The 23,376-nt window shown below is 32.4% G+C and carries 24 protein-coding genes, 3 pseudogenes and 1 riboswitch; of the genes and pseudogenes, 18 read left to right on the top strand and 9 right to left on the bottom strand.

The window, feature by feature from the left end; genetic code table 11:
* Positions 1 to 42 precede the first annotated feature (42 nt).
* Positions 43 to 507: pseudogene (locus HMPREF2576_RS09265) on the bottom strand (flavodoxin family protein); the annotation flags it as partial.
* Between the two features lie 560 nt (positions 508 to 1,067).
* Here HMPREF2576_RS09265 and HMPREF2576_RS09260 point away from each other — a divergent pair.
* The 6 genes from HMPREF2576_RS09260 to HMPREF2576_RS09235 all read left to right on the top strand — a co-directional run bounded on the left by HMPREF2576_RS09260 (position 1,068) and on the right by HMPREF2576_RS09235 (position 4,513).
* On the top strand, positions 1,068 to 1,685 hold the full coding sequence (locus HMPREF2576_RS09260; protein ID WP_001829359.1) for a DUF4352 domain-containing protein: 618 nt from the start codon (positions 1,068 to 1,070) through the stop codon (positions 1,683 to 1,685).
* Positions 1,686 to 1,794: 109 nt separating this feature from the next.
* Positions 1,795 to 2,349, top strand: coding sequence for a hypothetical protein (locus HMPREF2576_RS09255; protein ID WP_001829365.1), 555 nt, complete (start codon positions 1,795 to 1,797; stop codon positions 2,347 to 2,349).
* Between the two features lie 77 nt (positions 2,350 to 2,426).
* A complete protein-coding gene (locus tag HMPREF2576_RS12685; RefSeq protein ID WP_002437147.1) occupies positions 2,427 to 2,654 on the top strand; it encodes a hypothetical protein in 228 nt (75 codons plus the stop codon).
* A gap of 155 nt (positions 2,655 to 2,809) precedes the next feature.
* Entirely contained in the window at positions 2,810 to 3,058 is a 249-nt protein-coding gene (locus HMPREF2576_RS12680) for a hypothetical protein (protein ID WP_001829342.1), read from the top strand.
* Complete coding sequence (locus HMPREF2576_RS12675) at positions 3,021 to 3,605, top strand: tyrosine-type recombinase/integrase (RefSeq protein ID WP_001829376.1); 585 nt, start codon at positions 3,021 to 3,023, stop codon at positions 3,603 to 3,605. The genes HMPREF2576_RS12680 and HMPREF2576_RS12675 overlap by 38 nt, the downstream gene beginning before the upstream one ends.
* Positions 3,606 to 3,607: 2 nt before the next feature.
* Positions 3,608 to 4,513, top strand: coding sequence for an Abi family protein (locus tag HMPREF2576_RS09235; RefSeq protein WP_002437151.1), 906 nt, complete (start codon positions 3,608 to 3,610; stop codon positions 4,511 to 4,513).
* A gap of 240 nt (positions 4,514 to 4,753) precedes the next feature.
* Here the strand turns inward: HMPREF2576_RS09235 and guaA are convergent, their stop codons facing one another.
* The 4 genes from guaA to xpt form a co-directional block, all read right to left on the bottom strand.
* A complete protein-coding gene (guaA, locus tag HMPREF2576_RS09230) occupies positions 4,754 to 6,295 on the bottom strand; it encodes a glutamine-hydrolyzing GMP synthase (RefSeq protein WP_001829351.1) in 1,542 nt (513 codons plus the stop codon).
* A 166-nt stretch (positions 6,296 to 6,461) separates the two neighbouring features.
* Entirely contained in the window at positions 6,462 to 7,928 is a 1,467-nt protein-coding gene (gene guaB, locus HMPREF2576_RS09225) for an IMP dehydrogenase (protein ID WP_001829407.1), read from the bottom strand.
* A gap of 37 nt (positions 7,929 to 7,965) precedes the next feature.
* Positions 7,966 to 9,234: a xanthine permease PbuX gene (pbuX, locus tag HMPREF2576_RS09220; protein WP_002455896.1), complete on the bottom strand. Its 1,269-nt coding sequence runs from the start codon at positions 9,232 to 9,234 to the stop codon at positions 7,966 to 7,968.
* Positions 9,234 to 9,812 carry a xanthine phosphoribosyltransferase gene (gene xpt, locus HMPREF2576_RS09215; RefSeq protein WP_001829410.1) on the bottom strand — a complete coding sequence of 193 codons (579 nt, stop codon included), beginning with the start codon at positions 9,810 to 9,812 and terminating at the stop codon, positions 9,234 to 9,236. The genes pbuX and xpt overlap by 1 nt, the downstream gene beginning before the upstream one ends.
* A 282-nt stretch (positions 9,813 to 10,094) precedes the next feature.
* A riboswitch (purine riboswitch) is annotated at positions 10,095 to 10,197 on the bottom strand.
* Between the two features lie 211 nt (positions 10,198 to 10,408).
* Here xpt and HMPREF2576_RS09210 point away from each other — a divergent pair.
* The 4 genes from HMPREF2576_RS09210 to HMPREF2576_RS09195 all read left to right on the top strand — a co-directional run bounded on the left by HMPREF2576_RS09210 (position 10,409) and on the right by HMPREF2576_RS09195 (position 14,334).
* Positions 10,409 to 10,816 (top strand): YflT domain-containing protein, encoded by a 408-nt coding sequence (locus HMPREF2576_RS09210; protein WP_001829411.1) that lies wholly within the window; start codon positions 10,409 to 10,411, stop codon positions 10,814 to 10,816.
* Positions 10,817 to 10,943: 127 nt separating this feature from the next.
* Positions 10,944 to 11,609, top strand: a complete 666-nt coding sequence (locus HMPREF2576_RS09205) for a hypothetical protein (protein WP_001829400.1) — start codon at positions 10,944 to 10,946, stop codon at positions 11,607 to 11,609.
* Positions 11,610 to 11,734: 125 nt separating this feature from the next.
* Positions 11,735 to 12,637, top strand: a complete 903-nt coding sequence (locus HMPREF2576_RS09200; RefSeq protein WP_001829387.1) for a hypothetical protein — start codon at positions 11,735 to 11,737, stop codon at positions 12,635 to 12,637.
* 308 nt (positions 12,638 to 12,945) lie between these two features.
* Positions 12,946 to 14,334, top strand: coding sequence for an L-cystine transporter (locus HMPREF2576_RS09195; protein ID WP_001829358.1), 1,389 nt, complete (start codon positions 12,946 to 12,948; stop codon positions 14,332 to 14,334).
* Between the two features lie 123 nt (positions 14,335 to 14,457).
* Here HMPREF2576_RS09195 and HMPREF2576_RS09190 read toward each other — a convergent pair whose 3' ends face one another.
* Complete coding sequence (locus tag HMPREF2576_RS09190) at positions 14,458 to 15,213, bottom strand: NADPH-dependent oxidoreductase (protein ID WP_001829361.1); 756 nt, start codon at positions 15,211 to 15,213, stop codon at positions 14,458 to 14,460.
* 140 nt (positions 15,214 to 15,353) lie between these two features.
* On the opposite strand from HMPREF2576_RS09190, the gene HMPREF2576_RS09185 reads away from it, so the two are divergent.
* The 5 genes from HMPREF2576_RS09185 (at position 15,354) to HMPREF2576_RS09165 (ending at position 20,165) form a co-directional block, all read left to right on the top strand.
* The gene (locus HMPREF2576_RS09185; protein ID WP_002455900.1) at positions 15,354 to 16,133 is read left to right on the top strand and encodes a 2-keto-4-pentenoate hydratase; all 780 of its coding nucleotides are present in this window, start codon (positions 15,354 to 15,356) and stop codon (positions 16,131 to 16,133) included.
* A gap of 444 nt (positions 16,134 to 16,577) precedes the next feature.
* On the top strand, positions 16,578 to 17,147 hold the full coding sequence (gene ahpC / locus HMPREF2576_RS09180; RefSeq protein WP_002455901.1) for an alkyl hydroperoxide reductase subunit C: 570 nt from the start codon (positions 16,578 to 16,580) through the stop codon (positions 17,145 to 17,147).
* Between the two features lie 14 nt (positions 17,148 to 17,161).
* Complete coding sequence (gene ahpF, locus HMPREF2576_RS09175) at positions 17,162 to 18,685, top strand: alkyl hydroperoxide reductase subunit F (protein ID WP_001829382.1); 1,524 nt, start codon at positions 17,162 to 17,164, stop codon at positions 18,683 to 18,685.
* 259 nt (positions 18,686 to 18,944) lie between these two features.
* The gene (locus HMPREF2576_RS09170) at positions 18,945 to 19,568 is read left to right on the top strand and encodes an NDxxF motif lipoprotein (protein ID WP_002437175.1); all 624 of its coding nucleotides are present in this window, start codon (positions 18,945 to 18,947) and stop codon (positions 19,566 to 19,568) included.
* Between the two features lie 219 nt (positions 19,569 to 19,787).
* Positions 19,788 to 20,165 (top strand): hypothetical protein, encoded by a 378-nt coding sequence (locus HMPREF2576_RS09165; RefSeq protein WP_002485221.1) that lies wholly within the window; start codon positions 19,788 to 19,790, stop codon positions 20,163 to 20,165.
* A gap of 359 nt (positions 20,166 to 20,524) precedes the next feature.
* On the opposite strand, the gene HMPREF2576_RS09160 is transcribed toward HMPREF2576_RS09165, so the two are convergent.
* The gene (locus HMPREF2576_RS09160; RefSeq protein ID WP_002485681.1) at positions 20,525 to 21,115 is read right to left on the bottom strand and encodes a histidine phosphatase family protein; all 591 of its coding nucleotides are present in this window, start codon (positions 21,113 to 21,115) and stop codon (positions 20,525 to 20,527) included.
* A 20-nt stretch (positions 21,116 to 21,135) separates the two neighbouring features.
* On the bottom strand, positions 21,136 to 21,768 hold the full coding sequence (locus HMPREF2576_RS09155) for a LysE family translocator (RefSeq protein ID WP_001830914.1): 633 nt from the start codon (positions 21,766 to 21,768) through the stop codon (positions 21,136 to 21,138).
* Positions 21,769 to 21,930: 162 nt separating this feature from the next.
* Between HMPREF2576_RS09155 and HMPREF2576_RS12670 the strand changes: the two are divergent.
* Positions 21,931 to 22,020: pseudogene (locus HMPREF2576_RS12670) on the top strand (hypothetical protein); the annotation flags it as partial.
* A gap of 219 nt (positions 22,021 to 22,239) precedes the next feature.
* Here the strand turns inward: HMPREF2576_RS12670 and HMPREF2576_RS09150 are convergent.
* Positions 22,240 to 22,494, bottom strand: a complete 255-nt coding sequence (locus tag HMPREF2576_RS09150; protein ID WP_001832461.1) for a GlsB/YeaQ/YmgE family stress response membrane protein — start codon at positions 22,492 to 22,494, stop codon at positions 22,240 to 22,242.
* A gap of 221 nt (positions 22,495 to 22,715) precedes the next feature.
* Between HMPREF2576_RS09150 and HMPREF2576_RS09145 the strand changes: the two genes are divergently transcribed.
* Together HMPREF2576_RS09145 and HMPREF2576_RS12550 are read left to right on the top strand one after the other, a co-directional pair.
* Complete coding sequence (locus HMPREF2576_RS09145; protein WP_001830921.1) at positions 22,716 to 22,976, top strand: hypothetical protein; 261 nt, start codon at positions 22,716 to 22,718, stop codon at positions 22,974 to 22,976.
* 113 nt (positions 22,977 to 23,089) lie between these two features.
* Positions 23,090 to 23,262 (top strand): annotated as a pseudogene (locus HMPREF2576_RS12550) (XRE family transcriptional regulator); the annotation flags it as partial.
* Between the last annotated feature and the right edge of the window lie 114 nt (positions 23,263 to 23,376).

Raw genomic sequence — 23,376 nt, 5'->3', positions numbered from 1 at the left:
GAATTCAGTTCTCTAAAAAGAACAATTTAAATTTTTAATAAATCAATCATAAATATCACCTTTTTTCAAAGCAAGATTTGTATTTGCGAGTTCTTCCATAAATTGTGAGTCATTTAAAACATCGAATGGTTTATTACCTTCGCCTATTAAAAATCTAAAATGAGTAATATTCATAAATTCAAATATTAATTTAAATTGGTGGACTAAAGGTTGTGCTTTAATACGTGGACTGTCACCGCCTATGATTAAAATTAAGTACTTTTTTTGTGACATAATTTCTTTGAAGTTATCTATTTGCGTATCTCGCAATGATTCAGTCCATCTATCAATAAAGAGTTTTAAAGACGCACTCATGGAATACCAATAGAGAGGCGTTGAGAAAATTATAATATCTGATTTTAAAACTTTATTTAAAATTTTTTTATAATCATCATTATGAATGCTAGTTTCATTGCTATGACGATTATCATTAACCTTTTCAATGTTACTTTGGTATAAATTTATAAACTTTCCATCAATTAGAACATTTTATTATTATCAATAGGTTTTAAAAATCCAAAGTTAAGTAGTTGAACTAGACCTAAAAAGACATAAATAAAAAATCAAGATCATGCTAAGTGAGTTTATATCTGTTGAAGATAGTAAAATCTATATTAAAGAATTAAAAAATATATAATTATTCAATACTAGTTATGACAATTTAAACAAAAAAATTTTAAATGGTGTATTATTATAAGGGTAAGTTAAAATTATGATAACAGAAATTATCACTTCAATTTTCAATAGTATATTAAAGCAAGAAGAAATTTATTTAAATAATAATATTGAACAATTAAGTGAGTTCAGAAAAGACATTATCCTAAAATGAAAACCAATTAAAATTATTTGCCAATCATAACAGTATCCAATCTCTTAAAGATATAAGATAAAATAAAAGACACTTACACACGATAACTATTCATTAATGAAAGTTAATTCATCAATTAAGGTGGTGGTTCTATCGAACAATATCTAATACACCATAGAAAAATGAATATAAAAGGTAATATATATTAAGGAGAAAGCTAATGGAAGAAAAATTTAATAATAGCCAAGAAGAAAGACAGTTTCAACAATTTCAAGAATACCAAAAACGTCAAGAAGAAGAGAAAAAGAAAAAACGCAAAAAGGGTTGGCTTTTCGGTTGTGGTGGTTGTTTAGTTTTATTAATATTAATTATTGTTGGTGTAACTGCGTGTACTGGAACTTTTGTGAATGAAGTTGATAAAGAAATAAATGAAGAAGGTAAACTTGACAAAGACAAAGATACAAAAATCAAATCTATAGGTGAGACTACTGAAATAGATGGAGTGTCATTCACATTAGATAATGCTTCTTATACTGAAGAAAGAAACGAATTTGCAGATGTTCAAGCCGATAAAGTCATAAAGGTAGATATGACTGTTAAAAACAATTCTAAAGAAGAAATTCCAGTAGGTGGAGATATAAAAGTATACGTAGATGGAAAACAAGCTAAATCTTATCCTATTGATAATCAATTAATAGATTCATTATCACCAAACAGAGAAATTAGTGGATCTGAAGGTTTTGCAATAAATGGTAATCCAAAAAAAATCGAATTAGAATTTCAACCTTTAACATCATTCTCTAACAAACGTTATATTTATAATATTAAACCAGAATAATATAGGTATTCACCTGCCCTATTTTTTCCTTTCTCTAGGTTGAGAGATTAAAAAGTTTGAAATATGAAATAATTTATTAGTTATACGATCTTTTATGAGGAGAATATATATGAAAAGATTATTAGGTACATTAATTGCTGCTACACTAGTGTTAAGTGCTTGTAGCCAAAACGACACTAAGGAAGATGAAAATAAAAAGTCAGAAAATACTACTGAAAAGAAATCTGACGATAAAAAAGACAAAAAAACTAATGAGGATAAAAAGTCTGGAGAACAAAAGAAATCTCAAGAAAAAAAGAATAACAAGTCAATGCAAGAATCTGCTACAAATGAACAGGTTCAATCTCAACAACAAACTAATAACAATCAGCAACAATATAGTGATGAATATTTAGCAAACAATTCCGTTTCTAATGATGATCAATTATCATCTGAAGAACAGCAGAAATACAATGAAAATACTAACGAAAACAAACAGAATAGTCATGTTGACTTAAATTCATTACCTGCTACAGATTTTCGAACAGATTGGATGTCTGAATCTGGTCAAAAACAAGTGAATGATTTAGCAAACCAAAAAGATAGCGGTCAAATTTCACAATACGAATTTAATGATCGCGTATCTGATGTGATGAATAATGAAATAGATAATCAACAGCCATAATTGAAATATAGGGTAGCACGTCTACCCTTTTTATTTAGGGAGGGTAAACACGTGGCATAAGAAATTCACCTATAAACATGGTGAAACTAAAAATCGCTATTATGAGAAGTACAAAGACCCTCTCACAAACAAATGACGACGTGTTAGCGTGGTACTTAATAAAGAATGGTAAACAGTCACAAAAAGAGGCTCAGAAGCGCTTAAATGAGCTTATAGAGGCAAAATTAAACGATAAGACACCTACTACACTTAAGTCACTAACATTCCATGATCATTTGATGAGTGGTTTGAAAGATACAAATTAACTTCCGGATTTAAACAATCTACCGTTACAACGAAAAGTTATAAAATAGCGCACATCAAAAGAAATATTGATAAAAATATACTCGCTCAAAATACGAATGCTGATGTTTTACAAGACTTAATTAATTCTTCATTAACAGAGGGATTAAGTCATAAAGTGGTTAAAGATGATTTGAGTATTATAAAAAATATACTACGCTATACTCAAAAGAAATATAACATTACTGATAAATCTTACATAGATGATGTAATAGTACCTAAAAAAGCGACTACAATAGAAGAAGTTAAAGCAAAACGTGAGAACTATTTAGAAATGAATGAAGTTCATCTTATCGCTGAAGAGTTAAAACATATAGCAAATAATAAGCGTGCTAGTTATATATTTATTTACTGCTTATATCATTGAAATTCAAGCATTAAATGGTATGCGTATAGGAGAACTTTTAGCAATACAACCAGAAAACATTGATTTCAAAAACAAAAAACTTATCATTGATGGCACTATACATTGGCGTAAAGAGGGTAACAACCTCGGTTTTAAAGATACTACAAAAACAGCTTTATCTTATCGAACTATCTCTCTGACTACTCGAAGTTGTGATATTTTACGTAAAGTTATGTTAGAGAATAAGAAAGCATTTCAGTGGAAAAATATGTATGTAGATAGAGATTTTATATTTACTAATCATAAAGGAAACCCTATATCACTTACATCAATCAACAGAAACATACAAATTGCTGCAAAGAATGTAGGTATTAAAAAGCATATAACCAGCCATACTATGCGTCATAGTCACATATCATTATTATCGCAATTAGGTATATCACTGCGTGCAATTATGGATCGTGTAGGCCATACAGATCATAAGACTACCCTACAGATATACAGTCATGTTACTGAACAAATGGATAAAGATATGATGAGTAAGTTAGAGAAAGTAGGTATTAATTAAATATGAGTAGTACTCGTAAACCAAAATTAGATTATGAGGAACAAATTAAAAAGTTGAAATCATTAGGAATTCTATTCAATGAAATAACAGAAGAAGAAGCTAAAGAAATATTAAAAAATAACACTTATTTTTTTAAATTGATATCTTTTCGTAAAAATATAAAAAAGGATAGTAGTGGAAATTATAATTTTGAGTTTTCTGCACTTTCTGATTTTGCTACTTTAGATATGCGATTAAGATATACTTTATTACCTATGTGTTTGGATATAGAACATTCACTAAAAACAGATATTCTTAAAAAGATTACTGATGATGTAAACGAAGACGGATATACAATTGTTCAAGATTTTATAAACAATCATAATGGAGATTTAGAAAAAATCTTTTCTAGCGTGATTAAAAGAGATGGTACAGTTATACCGAGTTTTCAAAAATATTATGATGATCCTCCAATATGGGTATGCTTAGAATTAATGACTTTTGGCCAATTTTCAGCATTTGTAGAATTTTATTCTGAAAGAACAAATGACTCTGAGTTACGTAAGGCTGGTAAATTTATTAAATTTGCTAAAAACATTAGGAATAAATGTGCTCATAGCCAACCAATTTTATTAAATTTAAATCCACGCAAAAACTTTACCGTTGAAAGAGAATTAAAAAAGATAGGTAGAAAACAAAGACTGTCTGATAAAAACCTTAAAGTATTAGCAATAATTGATATTCTTGCATTATTAGTTTTACATTCTAAATATTGTAGTAAAGGTATAAAAGATAATCGAAAAAATGATTTATTAACTTTTAAACAACGTAAAAATAGATATTTTCATCATTATCGAAATGTTCCTTCTCTTTCATTTTTCTTTCTATCACTTAACAAAATGATTGACTATTATGTTCAAAACAATTAATATAATAAATAAGGAAAGAGGGACATCCCTCCAAGAGTTATTTCTATACTCTTGTTTTTTATGAAAGAATTTTCTATTCTTTCCGTTTTAAGAGGTTGACCGAGAGGTTGCCTCTTTTTTTATGCCTAAATCTCTTAAGTTTTAACACGTCGCCCTTTTTTTGCCCTTTTTCCAACTTATAAAATACAAAAACAACCCCCTCAAGCCTATGCCTAAGGGGTTTCATTATTCTATGCTATTTTATTCCCACTCAATTGTACTTGGTGGCTTAGAGGTAATGTCATAGACAACGCGATTAACGTGGTCCACCTCATTGACAATTCGACTTGAAATCTTTTGTAAGACTTCCCAATCAATTCTAGCAAAGTCACTAGTCATGCCATCGATGGATGTTACCGCACGAATACCTACAGTATGATCATACGTACGGTAGTCTCCCATGACACCGACCGATTGAATACCTGGAAGTACTGTAAAGTATTGCCAGATATCTCTTTCAAGACCTTCCTCACGAATCACTTCACGTAAAATCGCATCTGATTCACGAACAATTTCAAGCTTATCTTCAGTAATTTCTCCAAGTACACGGATACCTAATCCAGGTCCTGGGAACGGCTGTCTCCAAACTAAGTGTTCAGGTATACCTAATTCTATTCCTAATGCGCGCACTTCATCTTTGAATAATGTATTGATTGGTTCAATAAGTTCAAATTCCATGTCTTCAGGTAATCCACCTACATTATGGTGAGATTTAATTGTTTGAGCTGTCTTAGTACCTGATTCAATCACATCCGTATATAACGTACCTTGAGCTAAGAAATCTACATCTGTTAATTTCGCAGCTTCGTCATCAAAGACATATACAAACTCATTACCAATGATTTTACGTTTACGTTCTGGATCAGACACACCTTTTAGTTTACTCATGAAGCGTTCTTGAGCATTAACACGAATAATATTCATATCAAAACCTTCACCGAATTGCTCCATGACCATGTCACCTTCACCTTTACGTAATAGACCATGGTCCACAAAAATACATGTTAATTGCTCGCCGATTGCCTTATGTAAAAGTACAGCAACTACGGATGAATCTACTCCACCACTCATTGCACATAATACTTTACGATTACCTACTTGTTGACGGATTTTCTCAATTTCAATTTCAATGAAATTCTCCATCGTCCATTCACCTGTACAATTACAAACACGGCGGACGAAGTTTCTTAGTAAGTCGTTCCCATATTCAGTGTGACGTACTTCTGGATGGAATTGTACACCGTAAATGCGACGTTTTTTATCTTCAATAGCTGCATAATTAGTACTTGGACTATCTGCAATCACTTCAAATCCTTCAGGAATTTCAATTACTTTATCAGAATGACTCATCCATACTGTTTGTTCAGAAGGTAAGCCAAAGAAAAGTTCATCTGATTTAGCGTTAATTGTAGCTTTGCCATATTCACGCTCATTGGCACGCTCAACTTTACCACCTAAAAGCTTAGTCGTTAATTGCATACCATAACAAATACCTAAAACTGGAATACCTAAATTGTAAATTTCAGGGTCGATGGTAAATGACCCCTCTTCATACACTGAATTTGGACCACCTGAAAGAATGATACCTTTAGGATTCATTCGTTTAATTTCTTCAATAGAAATTTCGTGATCATGTAATTCACTATAAACGCCCATCTCACGGATACGACGCGTAATTAACTGGTTATATTGGCTACCAAAGTCTAAAACAAGAATCAGCTCTTGCTCTTTCGCCATTTCCATAGTCATGAATCTCCTTTATTGTTTGATTTTATGTAAAAGTAAGAGAAACGCGCCTATCAATGCTCTAAATGATAGCTTTAAGTATTGTAACGTATCATTAAGCATTGTTGTTTTAAGAATTAAGCACGTTCCTACAAATGATTAATTCATCACCCAAAGTTTAACACTAGAAAGAATAGTTTGGTGATTCTTTCGTAATTTGAACATTGTGAGGATGACTTTCAGCTAAACCAGCTGGTCCCATACGTGTAAATTGTGCTTCTTCACGTAATTTTTTTAGGTTTTCTGAACCAGTATAACCCATACCAGCTCTAACGCCACCCATAAGTTGATAAATTGTATCTTGTAATGGTCCTTTATAAGCTGTACGACCTTCAATACCTTCAGGAACAAATTTTCTTGGCGTCTTATCTTCTTGGAAGTAACGATCATTTGAACCTTTTTCCATAGCACCTAAAGATCCCATACCGCGATAAACTTTATATTGTCTACCTTGGAATACTTCAGTTGCACCAGGACTTTCTTCTGTACCAGCTAACAAACTACCTAACATAACCGCATGACCACCAGCAGCTAATGCTTTGATAATATCACCTGAGAACTTAATACCACCATCAGCAATAATAGCCTTACCATGCTTACGGGCTTCTGTAGCACAATCATAAACTGCTGTAATTTGAGGCACACCTACACCTGCAACAACACGTGTTGTGCAAATTGAGCCTGGACCAATACCTACTTTAACAACATCGGCACCCGCTTCAAATAAAGCACGTGTTGCCTCTGCAGTCGCTACGTTACCAGCGACAACAGTAATTTCAGGATATGTTTCCTTGATGTGTTTAACTTGATTAATAACGCCTTTAGAATGACCATGAGCTGTATCAATAATTAATGCATCTACGCCAGCTTCAACTAGTTTTTGTGCACGAATTTCAGTATCTTTAGACGTACCGATTGCTGCCGCAGCTAACAATCTGCCATGTTCATCTTTAGCTGCATATGGGAATTCAAGTACTTTTTCAATATCTTTAATAGTGATTAATCCTTCTAAACGACCATTTTCTACTAATGGAAGTTTCTCAATCTTATGTTTTTGAAGAATAGCCTCGGCTTCATCTAAAGTCGTACCAACTGGAGCTGTTATTAAATTATCTTTCGTCATTACATCTGATATTTTAATTGAAAAATCTTCAATAAAACGTAAATCACGATTTGTTAAAATCCCAATCAACTTGCGATCCTCTTGATTATCGACAATGGGTACACCAGAGATACGGTATTTACCCATTAATGCTTCAGCCTCATACACACTTTCTTCCGGTGTTAAGAAGAACGGGTTAGAAATAACACCATTTTCTGAACGTTTAACCTTTTGTACCTCATCAGCTTGCTCTTCGACGCCCATATTCTTATGAATAACACCTAAACCGCCTTGTCGAGCCATAGCAATTGCCATTTTTGATTCAGTTACTGTATCCATACCTGCTGAGATAACAGGAATGTTTAACTTGATCTTATCTGATAATTTGACACTTAAGTCAACATCGCTTGGTAAAACATCTGATGCAGCTGGAATGAGTAACACGTCGTCGAATGTTAAAGATTCTTTAGCAAATTTATTTTCCCACATTAAAAACAGCCTCCAATTTTATTTATACTTAGTTACATTATTTCACATTTTCTTCAGTTTGTTTATACTTTATACCATTAAAAAAGAAATTTAAGATGATTGCAGAAATTGCGCCAAGCACTATACCATTTTGAGTTAACCAAGCAAATTGTTCTCCTAATCCTTTAAATGCTTGAGGTACTGCACTAATACCAGCACCTAACCCTACTGAAATTGCAATAATTAATAAATTATTTTGATTTTGGAAATTAATGTTACCCAAAATACTAACGCCGTATGCCATAACCATTCCAAACATTGCTATCATTGCCCCACCTAAAACCGGCAATGGAATAATATTAGCTAAAGCACCTAATTTAGGTATACAACCGCAAATTAGTAAAAGAATAACCATTCCATATATCACATTGTTCTTTTTAGCTCCTGATAAAGAAACAAGACCTACATTTTGGGAATATGCAGTGTAAGGGAACGCATTAAATATTGAACCTAAAATGATTGCTAGACCTTCCGCAGTGTACCCTTTTCGAAAATCTTTTCTTTCTAGTTTTCTACCAGTAATTTCACTCAGTGCATGATAGACACCAGTAGATTCAATTAAACTTACAACTGCAACAATGAAAAATACAAGTATTGAGCTGACATCAAATCCGAAGCCAGAAAATCTGAATGGCACAGGGAAACCAAACCAATGTGCATCACCCACTTGTTTGATATCAACCATTCCAAATATACCAGCTAAAGCAGTACCTATTGCTAATCCTATAAGTATCGCAATTGATTTCAAGAAGCCCTTTGTAAATCTTTGCAAAATAAGAATAATGAGTAGTGTAACACCACCTAATATTAAATTCTTAGTATCGCCATAGTTTTTCGCTCCTTCACCACCTGCCAAGTAATTCATTGCAACTGGCATTAAATTGATTCCAATAATTGTCACAACACTTCCTGTTACAACAGGTGGAAAGAATTTAACTAAATAAGAGAAAAAAGGTGCAATTAAAACAACTAAGATACCGGATATTAAAAGCGAACCATATAAAACATCAAGTCCTTTCGTTTGACCGATGAGTATCATAGGTGCAACGGCAGTAAACGTACATCCTAGTACAATCGGTAATCCAGTCCCTGTGACTTTATTTGCTTGAAGAAATGTCGCTACCCCGCACATAAATATATCAACAGTAACTAGATAAGCAATTTCTTCAGCTGAAAATTTTAAGCTTGTCCCCACAATAATAGGAACAAGAATAGCCCCTGCATACATCGCTAACAAATGTTGCACACTTAATATGAAATTTTTCATTACGCTTCACCTAAAAGAGTTACCTTATTGCCTTTTAATGAAGCTACCTTACAAAGTGAAGATACATATAAGCCTGCATCTTCTAAACGTTGGCGACCATTTTGGAAACTTTTTTCAACCACAATACCCACGCCAACTGTCGTCGCATTTGCTTGTTTTACAATGTCATTAAGACCTAGCGAAGCATCACCATTAGCTAAAAAGTCATCAATGATAAGTACTTTATCGTCTGCACCTAAAAATTCTTCAGATACAATGACTGTACTCGTTTTATTTTTTGTAAATGAATGAATATCCGTGCTATAAAAGCCATCTTTCAAAGTACTAGGTTTAGCTTTTTTAGCAAATAGACAAGGAACATCAAAATGAAAAGAAGCCATAATAGCAGGCGCAATACCAGAAGCTTCAATAGTTAAAATTTTAGTAATACCAGCGTCTTTGAAAGACTCATAAAATGTTTTACCTACATCATTCATCAACTTTGCATCAATTTGATGATTTAAAAATCCATCTACCTTCAAAATTTTCTCATCGATGACAACGCCATCTTCTTTGACTTTTCGTCCTAACGACTCCACTCAAAAAACCTCCTCAAGTAAATTCAAATTCGATTCCTAGATACAAAAAAACCTCAAACTACCATTAATAGTTTCAGGATCTATGAGTGAACGTGCAATACTTTGCCTTAAAGCAAATTAAGAAGAAGATACGCATACGTAATCCTAAAAACGCTTATTAAATTTGATAAAACTTAAACAATTGCACTCAATTTATACAGGCTTATGTGTATCCTCATTTGTTACCAGTTATACCAAATGCGTTTCACTTTTATGTTGCTTTAGCGATTTAAACTGCTCTTAATGTATTGGATTGTTACTCATAGTCGTGTCGTTTATGGCGACACGGTAGAAACTTCTAAAGCCATATTCTCTAGATTATATGAGTCATATAAATTATTTTATGATAATAGCAAATTTTTGTTGTATTTTCAATATAATTAAAGAGATGTTCACGATTCAAAAAGCATCAAAATTCAGTGTAAGCGTTATATTAAAGGATGAATTATCATTGAAATGTTTTAATACAAAATTATATAATTATCTGTGTAATAGTTTTATTAAATTAGACTAGGGTATAACCATGTAAGACAACATTTTTAAAAGGGGCGATAATCATGGCAAAAATTACTGTAGTGAATAACCAAGATGAATTATATAAAGTCATCAATCAAAAAAAATCTGAAGGTTATTTAGAGACAGAATTAGCTGTTATCAGTAAAAGTAAGTTGCACTTAGATGATTTACACAACTCTCAAATCTCGTTAATGGCTACAAGTGGCTCATTTAGTGACCGTATGTCTCGTTTACTTACAGGTGAAGATGGAGAAGAAACAGTATTATCTCGTTATGATTTAACTGACAATGAACTAGAAGGATATAAACAAGATATTTTAAACGATAAAATGCTCGTTGTTGCTAACAGTGACCGTTCTTCTCATGATGAAGTTGAAGATAATAATGCTGCATATAAAGAAGTGGATATTACTCATTATGCCGCAGAGTCTGAAGGGCCTAAAGCATAATTTTATTTCTAAATTATAAAAGCATTGCACCATAATGTTTGTGTCGTCGAGCAGACATTATGGTTTTTTTTATCATTAAATAAAGCTAATTCGCTACGAATGAATAATATTAGGGAGAGGATATAACATGGAATTTAAAGTGATAGAATCAGCTAAAGATCCATTATTTAACGAGGCACTCAAATTATATGATGATAAATTGGATATTGGTTTAGATGAAGATAGTAAAATTTTTAAACGCTCACTTGAAAATAATAAAACAGAAAATGATTACGCCTTTATCGTTGGAATTGAAAACCAGACTGTAGTTAGCTTAGCAACTGCACATTACGAAGCAACAACCAATTCTGCATTTTTAATTTACTTAATCGCAAAAGAAAGCCCCAATCATGATGAAAGAATGTCCTTAACTTTAGAGGCAATAGAAAAACAATTAAACCTTTTATCACAAGAAGTTCATAATAGAGATATTAATTTCATCATGTTAGAAGTTCCAAAAGAACCCTCGACTGCTAACATCGATGACAAGCTCAGAAATGCACTAGAACATCGTCGTCAATTCCTCTTTGAAAATCAATTTGAAAAGCAGGACGACATTGACTATATTCATCCAAACCAAAACCAAGAGGAAACGCCACAAAAAGTAGATTTATTTATTAAAGCTAACATTGAATTAACAAAGGACATTTATGGTACAAGTGTCAAATCTAATTATATTCTTAAATATGTTTTTGCAAATGGCATTTCAAGAGAAATTATTTACCCTCTCCTAAAAGAAATGAATTTAAGATAGTCTGTCTAAAACACCTTGAAATCAATATTAATAAAAGGTAAACTATCATATGAGGTAAGACTGACGTTTCACTGACCGAAGACAAACGTCACCATACATAATTAAAATATGAAGGGACTTTTTCAATGTTAACTAAAGAATTTGCTCAACGTGTAGAACTAAGTGAAAAGCAGGTCCGAAAAATTGTACAACATTTAGAGGAACGAGGCTATCACCTTAGTAAAACAGAATATCGTGGTCGTGAAGCCACAGACTTTAAAGAAGATGACATCGAATTATTTACAGATATCGCTAACAAAGTTAAACAAACAAATAGTTATGATTTAGCATTTGAAGAGCTTGAAAAGGAAAAAGACTTTTTACAAGTCATTGTTAAAGACGAGGATAGCCAATTACCAACTGATCAAAATGTAGCACAACTCGTTGAAGATTTACGTTCTGAAATTCAAAAAATGCGAGAAGAACGTCAAATGTTAGGGCAAATGATTAACCAAGTTCATCAGCAACAACAGGAACTCAAAGAATTACAGACTGATATTACAACAAAATTAGATTCGAATGCCCAATCTTTAAAATCAATCCAAAATTCTCAAGAGGCTATTCAGTCAGCACAAGAACAACAATCTAAAGACATCGCTAAAGCTAACGAATTAAAAGATAGTGAATTACGCAGTCATTTTGATTCAATGTCAAATAGCGCTTCAATATCTCAGAGCAACGTCGCAAGTCAAAGCACTACAGCAAGTTTGAGCCAATCTGAATCAGCAAATGATTCAATGAGTTCATCTCTGTCCGAGTCTAACTCAATAACATCCGAAAGTAATACAAATAGCAAATCGGAAATTGAATCAAAAAGTACGTCTACAAGCGAGTTCTTGTCAGAATCAGGAAGTGTATCTAACTCAGAAAAATCTGAGTCAATTTCTCATTCTCAATCAACATCAGCTACACCTTCTTCTCAATCGACTTACCAACAACAACCTAAAGAAGAGAAGAAAGGTTTCTTTGCACGTCTATTTAACTTATAAATGATTTGTATTCATAGCTGACTCATGTTTATTCATAATATTAAATAAAAACGCGTGCAATCATGTCTTCTTATAGCATGATTGCACGCGTCTTTTTTATTAATATAAACCTCTTTACGTCCTCTTTGCTCACTTTTCTGATAAACATAAACTTCTCATTTTTCATTGTTCTAATAATCACCTTCACTCTATTCAACTTTAAATGAATCTGAAAACTATAAATCAACAACTTGAATTTCTTCTTAACCCCCTTTATTCTTATTACATATGTCGGAATACTAAAAATTAAAAAGGAGCTATATATCGATATGGAAATACTTTTTACAGTAATTAATGTCATCGTGTTACTTGTTTTCCTAATAATGTTAAATATTATGGCAAGAAAACACGTCTCATTCCCTAAACGTGTCTTTACCGCTTTAGCAATAGGTATCGTATTTGGCATTGTATTACACCTCATATATGGTGCAGAGTCTAAAACTCTCGAACAATCAACAGACTGGTTTAGTATTGTCGGAGATGGTTATGTTGCACTATTACAAATGATTGTCATGCCACTAATATTCATTTCAATTGTTGCCGCTTTTAGCAAAATACAAATTGGTGAAAAATTCGCTAAGATCGGTTCTTATATTTTTATGTTTTTAATTGGTACTGTAGCCATCGCAGCTATCGTTGGAATTTTTTACGCTTTAATCTTTGGTCTAGATGCATCGTCTATTGATTTAGGTAGTGCAGAACATTCACGTGGTACAGAAATTTCAAAACAAGCCAAAGATTTAACTGCAAACACTTTACCACAACAAATTCTCGAAGTATTCCCAAGCAATCCATTTTTAGATTTCACAGGACAACGTACAACTTCGACAATTGCAGTTGTTATTTTTGCAACGTTTGTGGGCTTTGCTTATCTTAGAGTTGCAAGAAAACAGCCGGAACATGGAAGCTTACTTAAACGTGGTATAGAAGCAATCTATTCTATCGTTATGGCTATCGTAACTTTTGTTTTGCGATTAACGCCTTATGGCATTTTAGCTATTATGGCTTCTACTCTTGCGACAAGTGATTTTTCTGCAATTTGGACGTTAGGTAAATTCTTAATTGCTTCATACGCAGCTCTAATCACAATGTATATTATCCATTTAATTATACTGAGTGTCTTAGGTATCAATCCCGTTAAATACGTGAAAAAGACAATAGAAGTACTAATCTTTGCATTTACTTCACGTTCAAGTGCAGGTGCATTACCATTAAATGTTCAAACGCAAACAAAACGTTTAGGTGTACCTGAGGGAATTGCAAACTTCTCTGCAACTTTTGGTTTATCCATAGGGCAAAATGGCTGTGCAGGAATCTATCCTGCTATGCTAGCAGTTATGGTGGCACCAGTAGCAAATGTAGAAATTGACTTCCAATTTGTTGTTACACTTATTGCTGTTGTTATTATAAGTTCATTTGGCGTTGCAGGTGTAGGTGGCGGGGCAACATTCGCATCAATACTCGTATTATCTACACTTAATCTACCAGTTGCTCTCGCAGGGGTACTGATATCTATCGAACCTCTCATCGATATGGGTCGTACAGCACTTAACGTTAATGACTCAATGCTAGCTGGAACAGGTACCGCACGCTTAACGAATCATTGGGACAAAAAAACATTTGACTCAAATGATTACGGCGATTTATCTGCAAATTAAATGTAAGAAAAGTGGTCATTGATTATTACGACATACAATTATAAAAAGAGCGGGGCAACATTCGTGTTGAAAATATCGCCCCACACCCTAGCCTGAGACATGTATTTCTGTCTCAGGTTCTTTTTATCTTTGAATAAATCCTGCTTTTTTCAATTCATCTAACATATCTAAACGTGTTTTACGTCCTAGAAATGTTTCTATTTGTTGTGACCAATTTTCTGTACGCACACCGTTAGTACGTTCTTTATAATATTCACTCACTACTTGGTCGTATGCTTCCAATTCTTTACGTTGTTGATGCTGATTTGCATCATACTGGTCTTTATGAAAAATATGTTTAAATGGCAAGCGCGGTTTAGGTGACCCATTTTCTTCATCAGAAGGTTCACCTACTGCCATACCAAATAACGGAAACGTATAATCAGGTAAATTTAAAATTTCACGCACTCGCGCAACATCATTACGCAATGACCCTAAATAAACAATTCCATACCCCATATCTTCGGCAGCAACTGCCATGTTTTGCGCAACTAATGCAACATCTATTGTACCTACTAATAGTCCTTCTGCAGAACCATATGATGTCTCCATATTTGACGCCGCAACTTCATCTACTAAATGATGACGATAATAATCTAAAACAAATACAAATAAATAACCATTATCTAAAACATAAGGCTGACCTGACACTTCCTTTAAACGCGCTTTAATGCTTGGATCTTCAACACCAATAATAGAATAAGTTTGAAGATAACTGGATGTAGAAGCACTCTGTCCCGCCTCTACTAATTTTTCTACCGTTTCAGAACCAAGTGGTTGATTCTTAAATTTTCTAACTGAATGATGTTGTTTCATCAACTCATAAACATAATCTGACACTATACCCACTCCTATCAAAATTTACATTATTAATTATTTTATACCCTAAATGAAGTATATTTAAATCAATTTGCACACTTCACATTTAAAAGTTATCATAATAGTATAAATTTTCAGATAATTTAGGGGAGGGGTACAATATGACACTAACAAATAAAGAAGTTGCTAAAGTTTTATTTAAAGCTTATAGATATAAAAAACCCATCGATTTCATTAGTGAGAACTATCAATTAAACGAAGAAGAAGCATATCATGTACAAGAAGAACTAATTGACCAATTAACTTTCAAAGACCGTTCGACTGTTACAGGGTATAAAGTTAGTATGACTAGCAAGGCAACGCAAGCAATTGCTAACACTAACGAACCTGCATATGGAACACTCTTATCTAACCAAATTGTTAATGATGGTGCCTCAGTCTCTCTTTCAGAATTATTTTCACCATTACTAGAACCAGAAATTATCTTTATAGTGCAGGAAGACTTACCTTATGATGCTGATTTAGAAACAATTAGATATCATACCCGTATCGCGCCAGGCATTGAAATTCCAGATGCAAGATATAAAAATTGGTTTCCAAATTTTACTTTATCAGATTTAATATCAGATAATACCGCAACAGGACTTGTCGTAGTAGGTGACCCTGTAGACGGACTTGATAACGATGCATTTGCTAATGTACATTTAAATTTATATAAAGATGATAAATGCATTGCCACAGGAGAATCATCCGAAGTACTCGGAAATCCTTTAAACGCTATTCATTGGCTAATTAAAAAACTACACACGCACGGTAAACAACTTAAAAAAGGAGATATCATTTCATCTGGAACTTTTATATCTCCACTAAAATTAGAATATGGCACGTACCGTGCTGAATATAGTGGTATCGGTAAGGTATCATTTTCGGTTAATAAATAAAGTAAGTTTAATAGGGTTATTTTCACAGAAAGTCATAACAACTTGTGGAATTAACTCTATCTGCTTTATACAGATGCTAAAAAGGGAAATCCATGTATGATACATGTTATTATATATATGAAGTAGTAATAAAATTACACTTCATTATCAATAAAATAACCATAGTTGAGAATGACAATTGAATTTCAAAGTCATACACATTTGAAAATTTCAGTTTCACATTGGATTTTCAACTTTTTTTACTCGTTATTCTTTAATTAATGAGGGATTTAAAACGGCTTAATTATAGCTTTTTTATACTTTCATAGATTTTAAGAACTTCTAAAGTTGACTATTCAATGCCAAGATGTAATAATACTAAACAAGAGATTAGAATTATTATAAACAAACAATTATTTTTAAGTAATTCTAATTAACACTTAACTTTTCAGGAGGAATTTATCTATGTCTTTAATTAACAAAGAAATTTTACCTTTCACAGCACAAGCTTATGATCCAAAAAAAGATGAGTTTAAAGAAGTTACTCAAGAAGATTTTAAAGGTTCTTGGAACGTTGTATGTTTCTATCCTGCTGACTTCTCATTCGTATGCCCTACTGAATTAGAAGATTTACAAAATCAATACGCTAAATTACAAGAATTAGGTGTTAACGTGTACTCAGTATCAACAGATACACACTTCGTACACAAAGCTTGGCATGACCATTCTGATGCAATCAGCAAACTAGAATACAGCATGATTGGTGATCCTTCTCAAACAATCACTCGCAATTTCGATGTGTTGGATGAAGAATCTGGTCTAGCACAACGTGGTACTTTCATTATCGACCCTGATGGTGTGGTACAAGCAGCAGAAATCAATGCTGACGGAATCGGACGTGACGCAAGTACATTAGTTAACAAAATTAAAGCCGCTCAATATGTACGTCAACATCCAGGTGAAGTTTGCCCAGCTAAATGGGAAGAAGGTTCAGAATCATTACAACCTGGTTTAGACTTAGTAGGTAAAATCTAAGGAGGCATTAAAATATGCTTAATGCTGATTTAAAGCAACAATTACAACAATTACTTGAGCTTATGGAAGGCGACGTTGAATTCGTTGCCAGCCTAGGCTCTGATGATAAATCAAACGAACTCAAAGAATTATTAAATGAGATTGCTGAGATGTCAGCACACATAACAATAACTGAAAAATCTTTAAAACGTACACCAAGTTTTTCAGTTAATCGCCCTGGTGAAGAAACAGGTATTACATTCGCTGGCATACCTTTAGGCCATGAATTCAACTCTTTAGTATTAGCTATACTACAAGTGAGTGGTCGCGCACCTAAAGAAAAGCAATCCATTATCGATCAAATTAAAGGGCTCGAAGGTCCATTTCATTTCGAAACCTTTGTAAGTCTTACTTGTCAAAAGTGTCCTGACGTCGTTCAAGCATTAAACCTAATGAGTGTTATTAATCCTAACATTACTCATACTATGATTGATGGCGCTGTTTTCCGTGAAGAATCTGAAAACATTATGGCAGTTCCTGCCGTCTTCTTAGATGGTCAAGAATTTGGTAATGGACGCATGACAGTTCAAGATATTTTAACTAAATTAGGAAGCACGCAAGATGCCTCTGAATTCAACGATAAAGATCCTTATGACGTGTTAATCGTTGGTGGCGGACCTGCAAGTGGTAGTGCTGCAATTTATACAGCACGTAAAGGGCTACGTACAGGTATTGTCGCTGATCGAATTGGTGGTCAAGTTAATGATACTGCTGGTATCGAGAACTTCATCACTGTTAAAGAAACGACAGGTTCAGAGTTCTCATCAAATCTTGCAGAACATATTGCACAATATGATATTGATACAATGACTGGTATTCGTGCTACAAATATCGAAAAAACAGATTCAGCTATTCGCGTAACTTTAGAAAATGATGCTGTTTTAGAAAGTAAAACTGTCATCATTTCCACAGGTGCAAGTTGGCGTAAACTAAACATCCCAGGCGAAGACCGTCTAATCAATAAAGGCGTGGCTTTCTGCCCTCACTGTGACGGACCTTTATTTGAAAATAAAGATGTTGCTGTCATCGGTGGTGGTAACTCTGGTGTAGAAGCAGCTATTGATTTAGCCGGCATCGTTAAACACGTAACATTATTTGAATACGCTTCTGAATTAAAAGCTGATAGCGTATTACAAGAACGTTTACGTTCACTACCTAATGTTGATATTAAAACGAGTGCTAAAACAACAGAAGTAATTGGTGACGATTACGTTACAGGTATTAGCTATGAAGATATGACTACCGGAGAGTCACAAGTAGTTAATTTAGATGGAATTTTTGTACAGATTGGATTAGTTCCTAATACATCTTGGTTGCAAAATGCTGTCGAATTAAATGAACGTGGCGAGGTTATGATTAATCGCGATAACGCAACAAACGTTCCTGGTATCTTTGCCGCTGGTGACGTTACCGATCAAAAAAATAAGCAAATTATTATTTCTATGGGTGCTGGTGCTAATGCCGCACTTAATGCATTCGATTATATAATTAGAAATTAATTTTTAAAACGTTATTTATCATAAATATTTTAACTTCACAGAGTTCCCATGTTGGAGCTCTGTTTTTTATTATAAAAAACCTATTGAAACAGGTATATCATTCATATAATCCGCCATAATTTAGTCATATCTTAGTCATATCTAACAGTAAATGTAGTTCTAAAATATTCAAATATTTTTCGATAAATGATACTCTAATAGATGTATAAATTTAAAACACTGTTTAATGATAGAGACGTAAAAGGAGTTACTCAATTCTATGAAAAAGAGAGTCATTACATACTTGATACTAGCGTTGTCTTTAACACTTGCAGCATGCTCAAATACGAACGATAACAATAATCAAGAGCATCACAGCAACGCTCATGCACCTAAAAACGCTAAAACTTTAAAGGAAAAAGATATCTTTTCTTCAAACAAAAAGGGACAAAAAATTAGCGAAAAAGAGATGAAGCAAGCTTTAGAAAAATATTTACAAGCGAATAGCGATGTACTTGATAATAAGTATGTCATGCAACATAAATTAGATAAACAAAGTGATAGTAATCCTAAAATCACAGAATCACAAGCTGATCGTCTTAGCAAGTTATCCAATTTAGCAGTTAAGAACGATTTACATTTCAAAAAATTTATAAAAAACAATCACATCCCTGAAGAATATAAAGATCCAACAGATCGCATAATTAATTATTTTCACGCTTTAAATAGTACCATTTCAAATGTAGATGAAGACATTGAGAAATTAAACTACCAACCACAAAATTCAATTAACGTTGTTGATGTACCCACAAAATATTCAGGTGATGTAAATAAAAAACAACAAGATAAAATTACTACTTTCCTTAAGAAAAAAGGAATAGACACAGAAGTATTTAATAAATAAAACAAAATGTTTTTTCTATATCACATTATTTTACTTGCCCAAAAAAGATGTTGTACTAACATCTTTTTTGGGCTTGTTTTTGATATTCGAGTTAATTTCATCACCCCATCTTTTTGAAACATGCCTTCGCTATTTTGACAATTCAATATATTTATTACACAATAAAATTAATATAGCATATATATTTTTTCTAAATAAAAAGAAATGAGGAAAATCATTATGAAGATACGTTTAACATTTATTATCTTAGCAATACTATCCACCATCGGCTTAGTACTTGTTTTAGCAAAATATCCAACAGGCCCACACACAATCAACTATAACGAACCTTATACAGTACTCATAGCCATTACGACAATAGTTATAATGGCTTTACCAGCACTCATATTAGGTATATTTAATCATCTTACATGTAGAATCATATCGGCGATATTACAAATAAGTGCACTGATGATGTGGGGGTTTTTAGTAATCATTAGCTTAATTATGGGACAAATTGTCATTATCCTTATGGCTTCCTTAACGATACTTGCATTACTTGTTAGTTCTATTGTCACACTTTCAGTGCACCCATCTACTTCAGATAAAATAAATTAATCAAATAAAGGGGCAAGAAAGGTAGAATTTACAGTGAAATTCTTTTTGTTGGGGCCCCATCCCCAACTTGCTTTGCTTGTTGAATTTCTCAGTGAAATTCTCTTTGTTGGGGCCCCATCCTCTTGTAAAAAATGGTTTGATATGTGTGTATATTTTTAATTCTATCATTTGACTGATTGTATGTTATGAAAGCCTGGGACATCGATAATCTATGCCCCAGGCTTCACTCACAATCCTATATTATATATAACAATATTGCTACGGTTTGTTTATAGACCTCAATCATACCTTTTGATAGAGAATTAATATCAATTTAGCCAGCAATTACAATTTTACAACTCAAATGATTATATATGTATTCAAAACTTCATTTCTTTTTTAATTAAATATGGATAGCAATTATGAATTTCCGTCGCTAAGGCTTCTTCCTTAGTTATCATTTTAAAATAGACGAAAAAACATCTAATTACAACTTGGTGCGCAACTATCACTACACGTTTCTGCTGTTGATTAAGCTCATTTTCAATGAAAGTAACCACTCTATCATAGACATCTTGATAACTTTCTCCTTGTGGTGCTTTTTGCGAAAAGCTATGTCTAAAGTATTTATAATTAGGATCACGGAAATATTTTTCGAACCGTTTGTCTTTACAAACTTCTTCTTTATTTTCCCCTTCAAAAACACCTAACGAACGCTCTCTTAACGTCTTTGTATATATTGTTGGAATATCATAAGGAAATAGCTCCTCATACGTTTGCCTTGTTCTTTTTAAATCTGATAAATATATATTGTCAATGTATTTATTTTTAAAATAAACAGATAGTTCTTTAGCGCTTTTTATACCCCTTTCCGTCAAAGGGACGTCTAACTGTCCACAAAAATATAGATACCCGTGTTTATTATCATAATTGGACTGTGACTCACCATGCCTCACTAAATAAATTTCCATTCTGTCTCCTCATTTCTGACTTAGCTGCTTTTACTTAATAATAAATTAATAGATAAGCCAATTAAAACAAACCCTACAATATAATCAAATATAGCTTTGAATCTCGGTCTGCTGAATAATAATTTAATATATTGAAAGATGAATACACAAAATAAAAACCATAAGCATATAACTACAACAACTGAAAAAGCAAATAACGCAACTTCAGATTTCATATGTATATTACCGTTAGAAAGAAACTGAGGGAATATACTAACATAAAATAATAAAGCTTTAGGGTTAAGACTTGTACTTAAAAAACCTTGTCTAAAAGAAGTGATATAACTCACATTTCTGACATCAGCTAAAGCTTGTTTACTAAAATCAACAGAACTGTGCGCACTCAAAATACTTTTGATTCCGAGATAAATAAGATAACAAGCACCCAATATTTTTATTGTTAAAAAAACAAAGTGTAAACTCGTAAGTATGTATATAATTCCAAAAATAGCTAATGAAGAGTATAAAATATGCCCCGTAGTAATACCAAATGCGGCCATAAAACCATTCATTTTACTTGAATTAATAGTGTTTTTCATTACAATAATGAAATCTGGCCCAGGTACTATAATAATCAATAATGTAATAATGATAAATGTAATTAAACCGTCCATAAGAAACCTCCTCGTTGTCGTTTTACAATTCATTATTACATATCACCAATGGCGAATGAAACCGAACAGATGCCTTTAAATCAAAGTAATAATTTTCTCAATTTTGTTGGAAATTTTAAAAATCAAAACCTTTAATGTTGTCAGATAAATAGCAATCTGATAATATTAAATTGTAGTTATTTAGTAACTACAAAGTCTTTTATATTCATGAACATAATACTCCTGGATGGCGTAACCCAGCGCCATCCTTTTTTATGTTTTATAACATGAAAAAAGCACCCACACCATTTTTATTGGTTTGGATGCTTTGATAACTATAATTAATGTAACTCAAACGATTAGACATCATCAACATCTATCATTGAGTTACGTGCGTATAGATAAACACACATGCTTTAATTGTGTTAATTGATTACTTTCAAATAATCAAGCAACACATTTTCTACCTAAATTAATCTTAATCTATACTTATTATTTTTTTCTTAGTGCTTTTAAAATTAATGAAATAATAAAGATTAAAATAATTGAACCTAATAATGCTGGAAAGATGTGAATTTTACCTAATTGTGGTCCCCATTCACCTAAAATCATAGTACCAACCCATGATCCTACAATACCAGCAATAATATTTCCTAGAATACCTCCTGGTACGTCTTTACCTAAAATTAAACCTGCGATCCATCCAATGATACCGCCGACAATAATCATACCTATTAATCCAAACATAATTGATTGTCTCCTTTACTTATATATTTTATTCACTAGTATGAGATACCCCATGTCAAAAATGATTAAACGTTTTGTAGGAATTTTTATTTTACTGATACAAGCTATTTTGTTTTTATTTTTTCAATATTTATTAATATCAACCTCAATCCTATTATGTTAAGCTATTAAAGATGACTAAAATGAACTATTTATAAAAATATTTAAAGTAGGTATTTTACATGCAACATAAAAATAAATTTCAACGTATTAACCAAATTATACAAGTTATAGGTTTCCTTTCATTTTTAGCAATTCTCACTATCATTACACTTAACTTTTTTATAAAAGGACACTTACAAGGTCATTTTGAAATAGGTTTTAATATTCAAAGTAATCAAGTCTATGTAGTAACGACACTAATCATAGTTACAATCATCTGTACTATATTATCAGCTATTCTAAACATGCTTTCTAATAAAAAACAAAATTACAAACATTAAATGTTAATGATGGTGCTACAACTTCAAAGTATAACCCCATAGGTATACTAATTGATAAAATGACATCTTGATGTCAACGTAGATACTTTCATCATGAATAGAAGATGTGGCACATAAATTTACATATTTTATATAACTTAAGAACTAAAAGACATATAGAGATTGAAGAATTAACTACTCAACTTAACAAGAAAAATGGCACGCATAACAAACCTCTTCAAATTTGGGAATGGTAAACTATTATCATCAATCAATATTTAAAGATGTTATGCACCTAACCATTTTTCAACGCATAATCTTAACTCATTTTGGGATTCAATCTCATAACATTACTGAAATATCGTCGAAGGATATGTATCTAAAAATCTAGCTTTCAAATTCACTGCTTTTTCTGCCCTTT

It is taken from the genome of Staphylococcus sp. HMSC063F05 (assembly GCF_001837075.1).
Lineage (GTDB): Bacteria > Bacillota > Bacilli > Staphylococcales > Staphylococcaceae > Staphylococcus > Staphylococcus epidermidis.
Note: the sequence above shows the minus strand (reverse complement) of the source record. Positions and strands in the feature narration are given on the sequence as shown.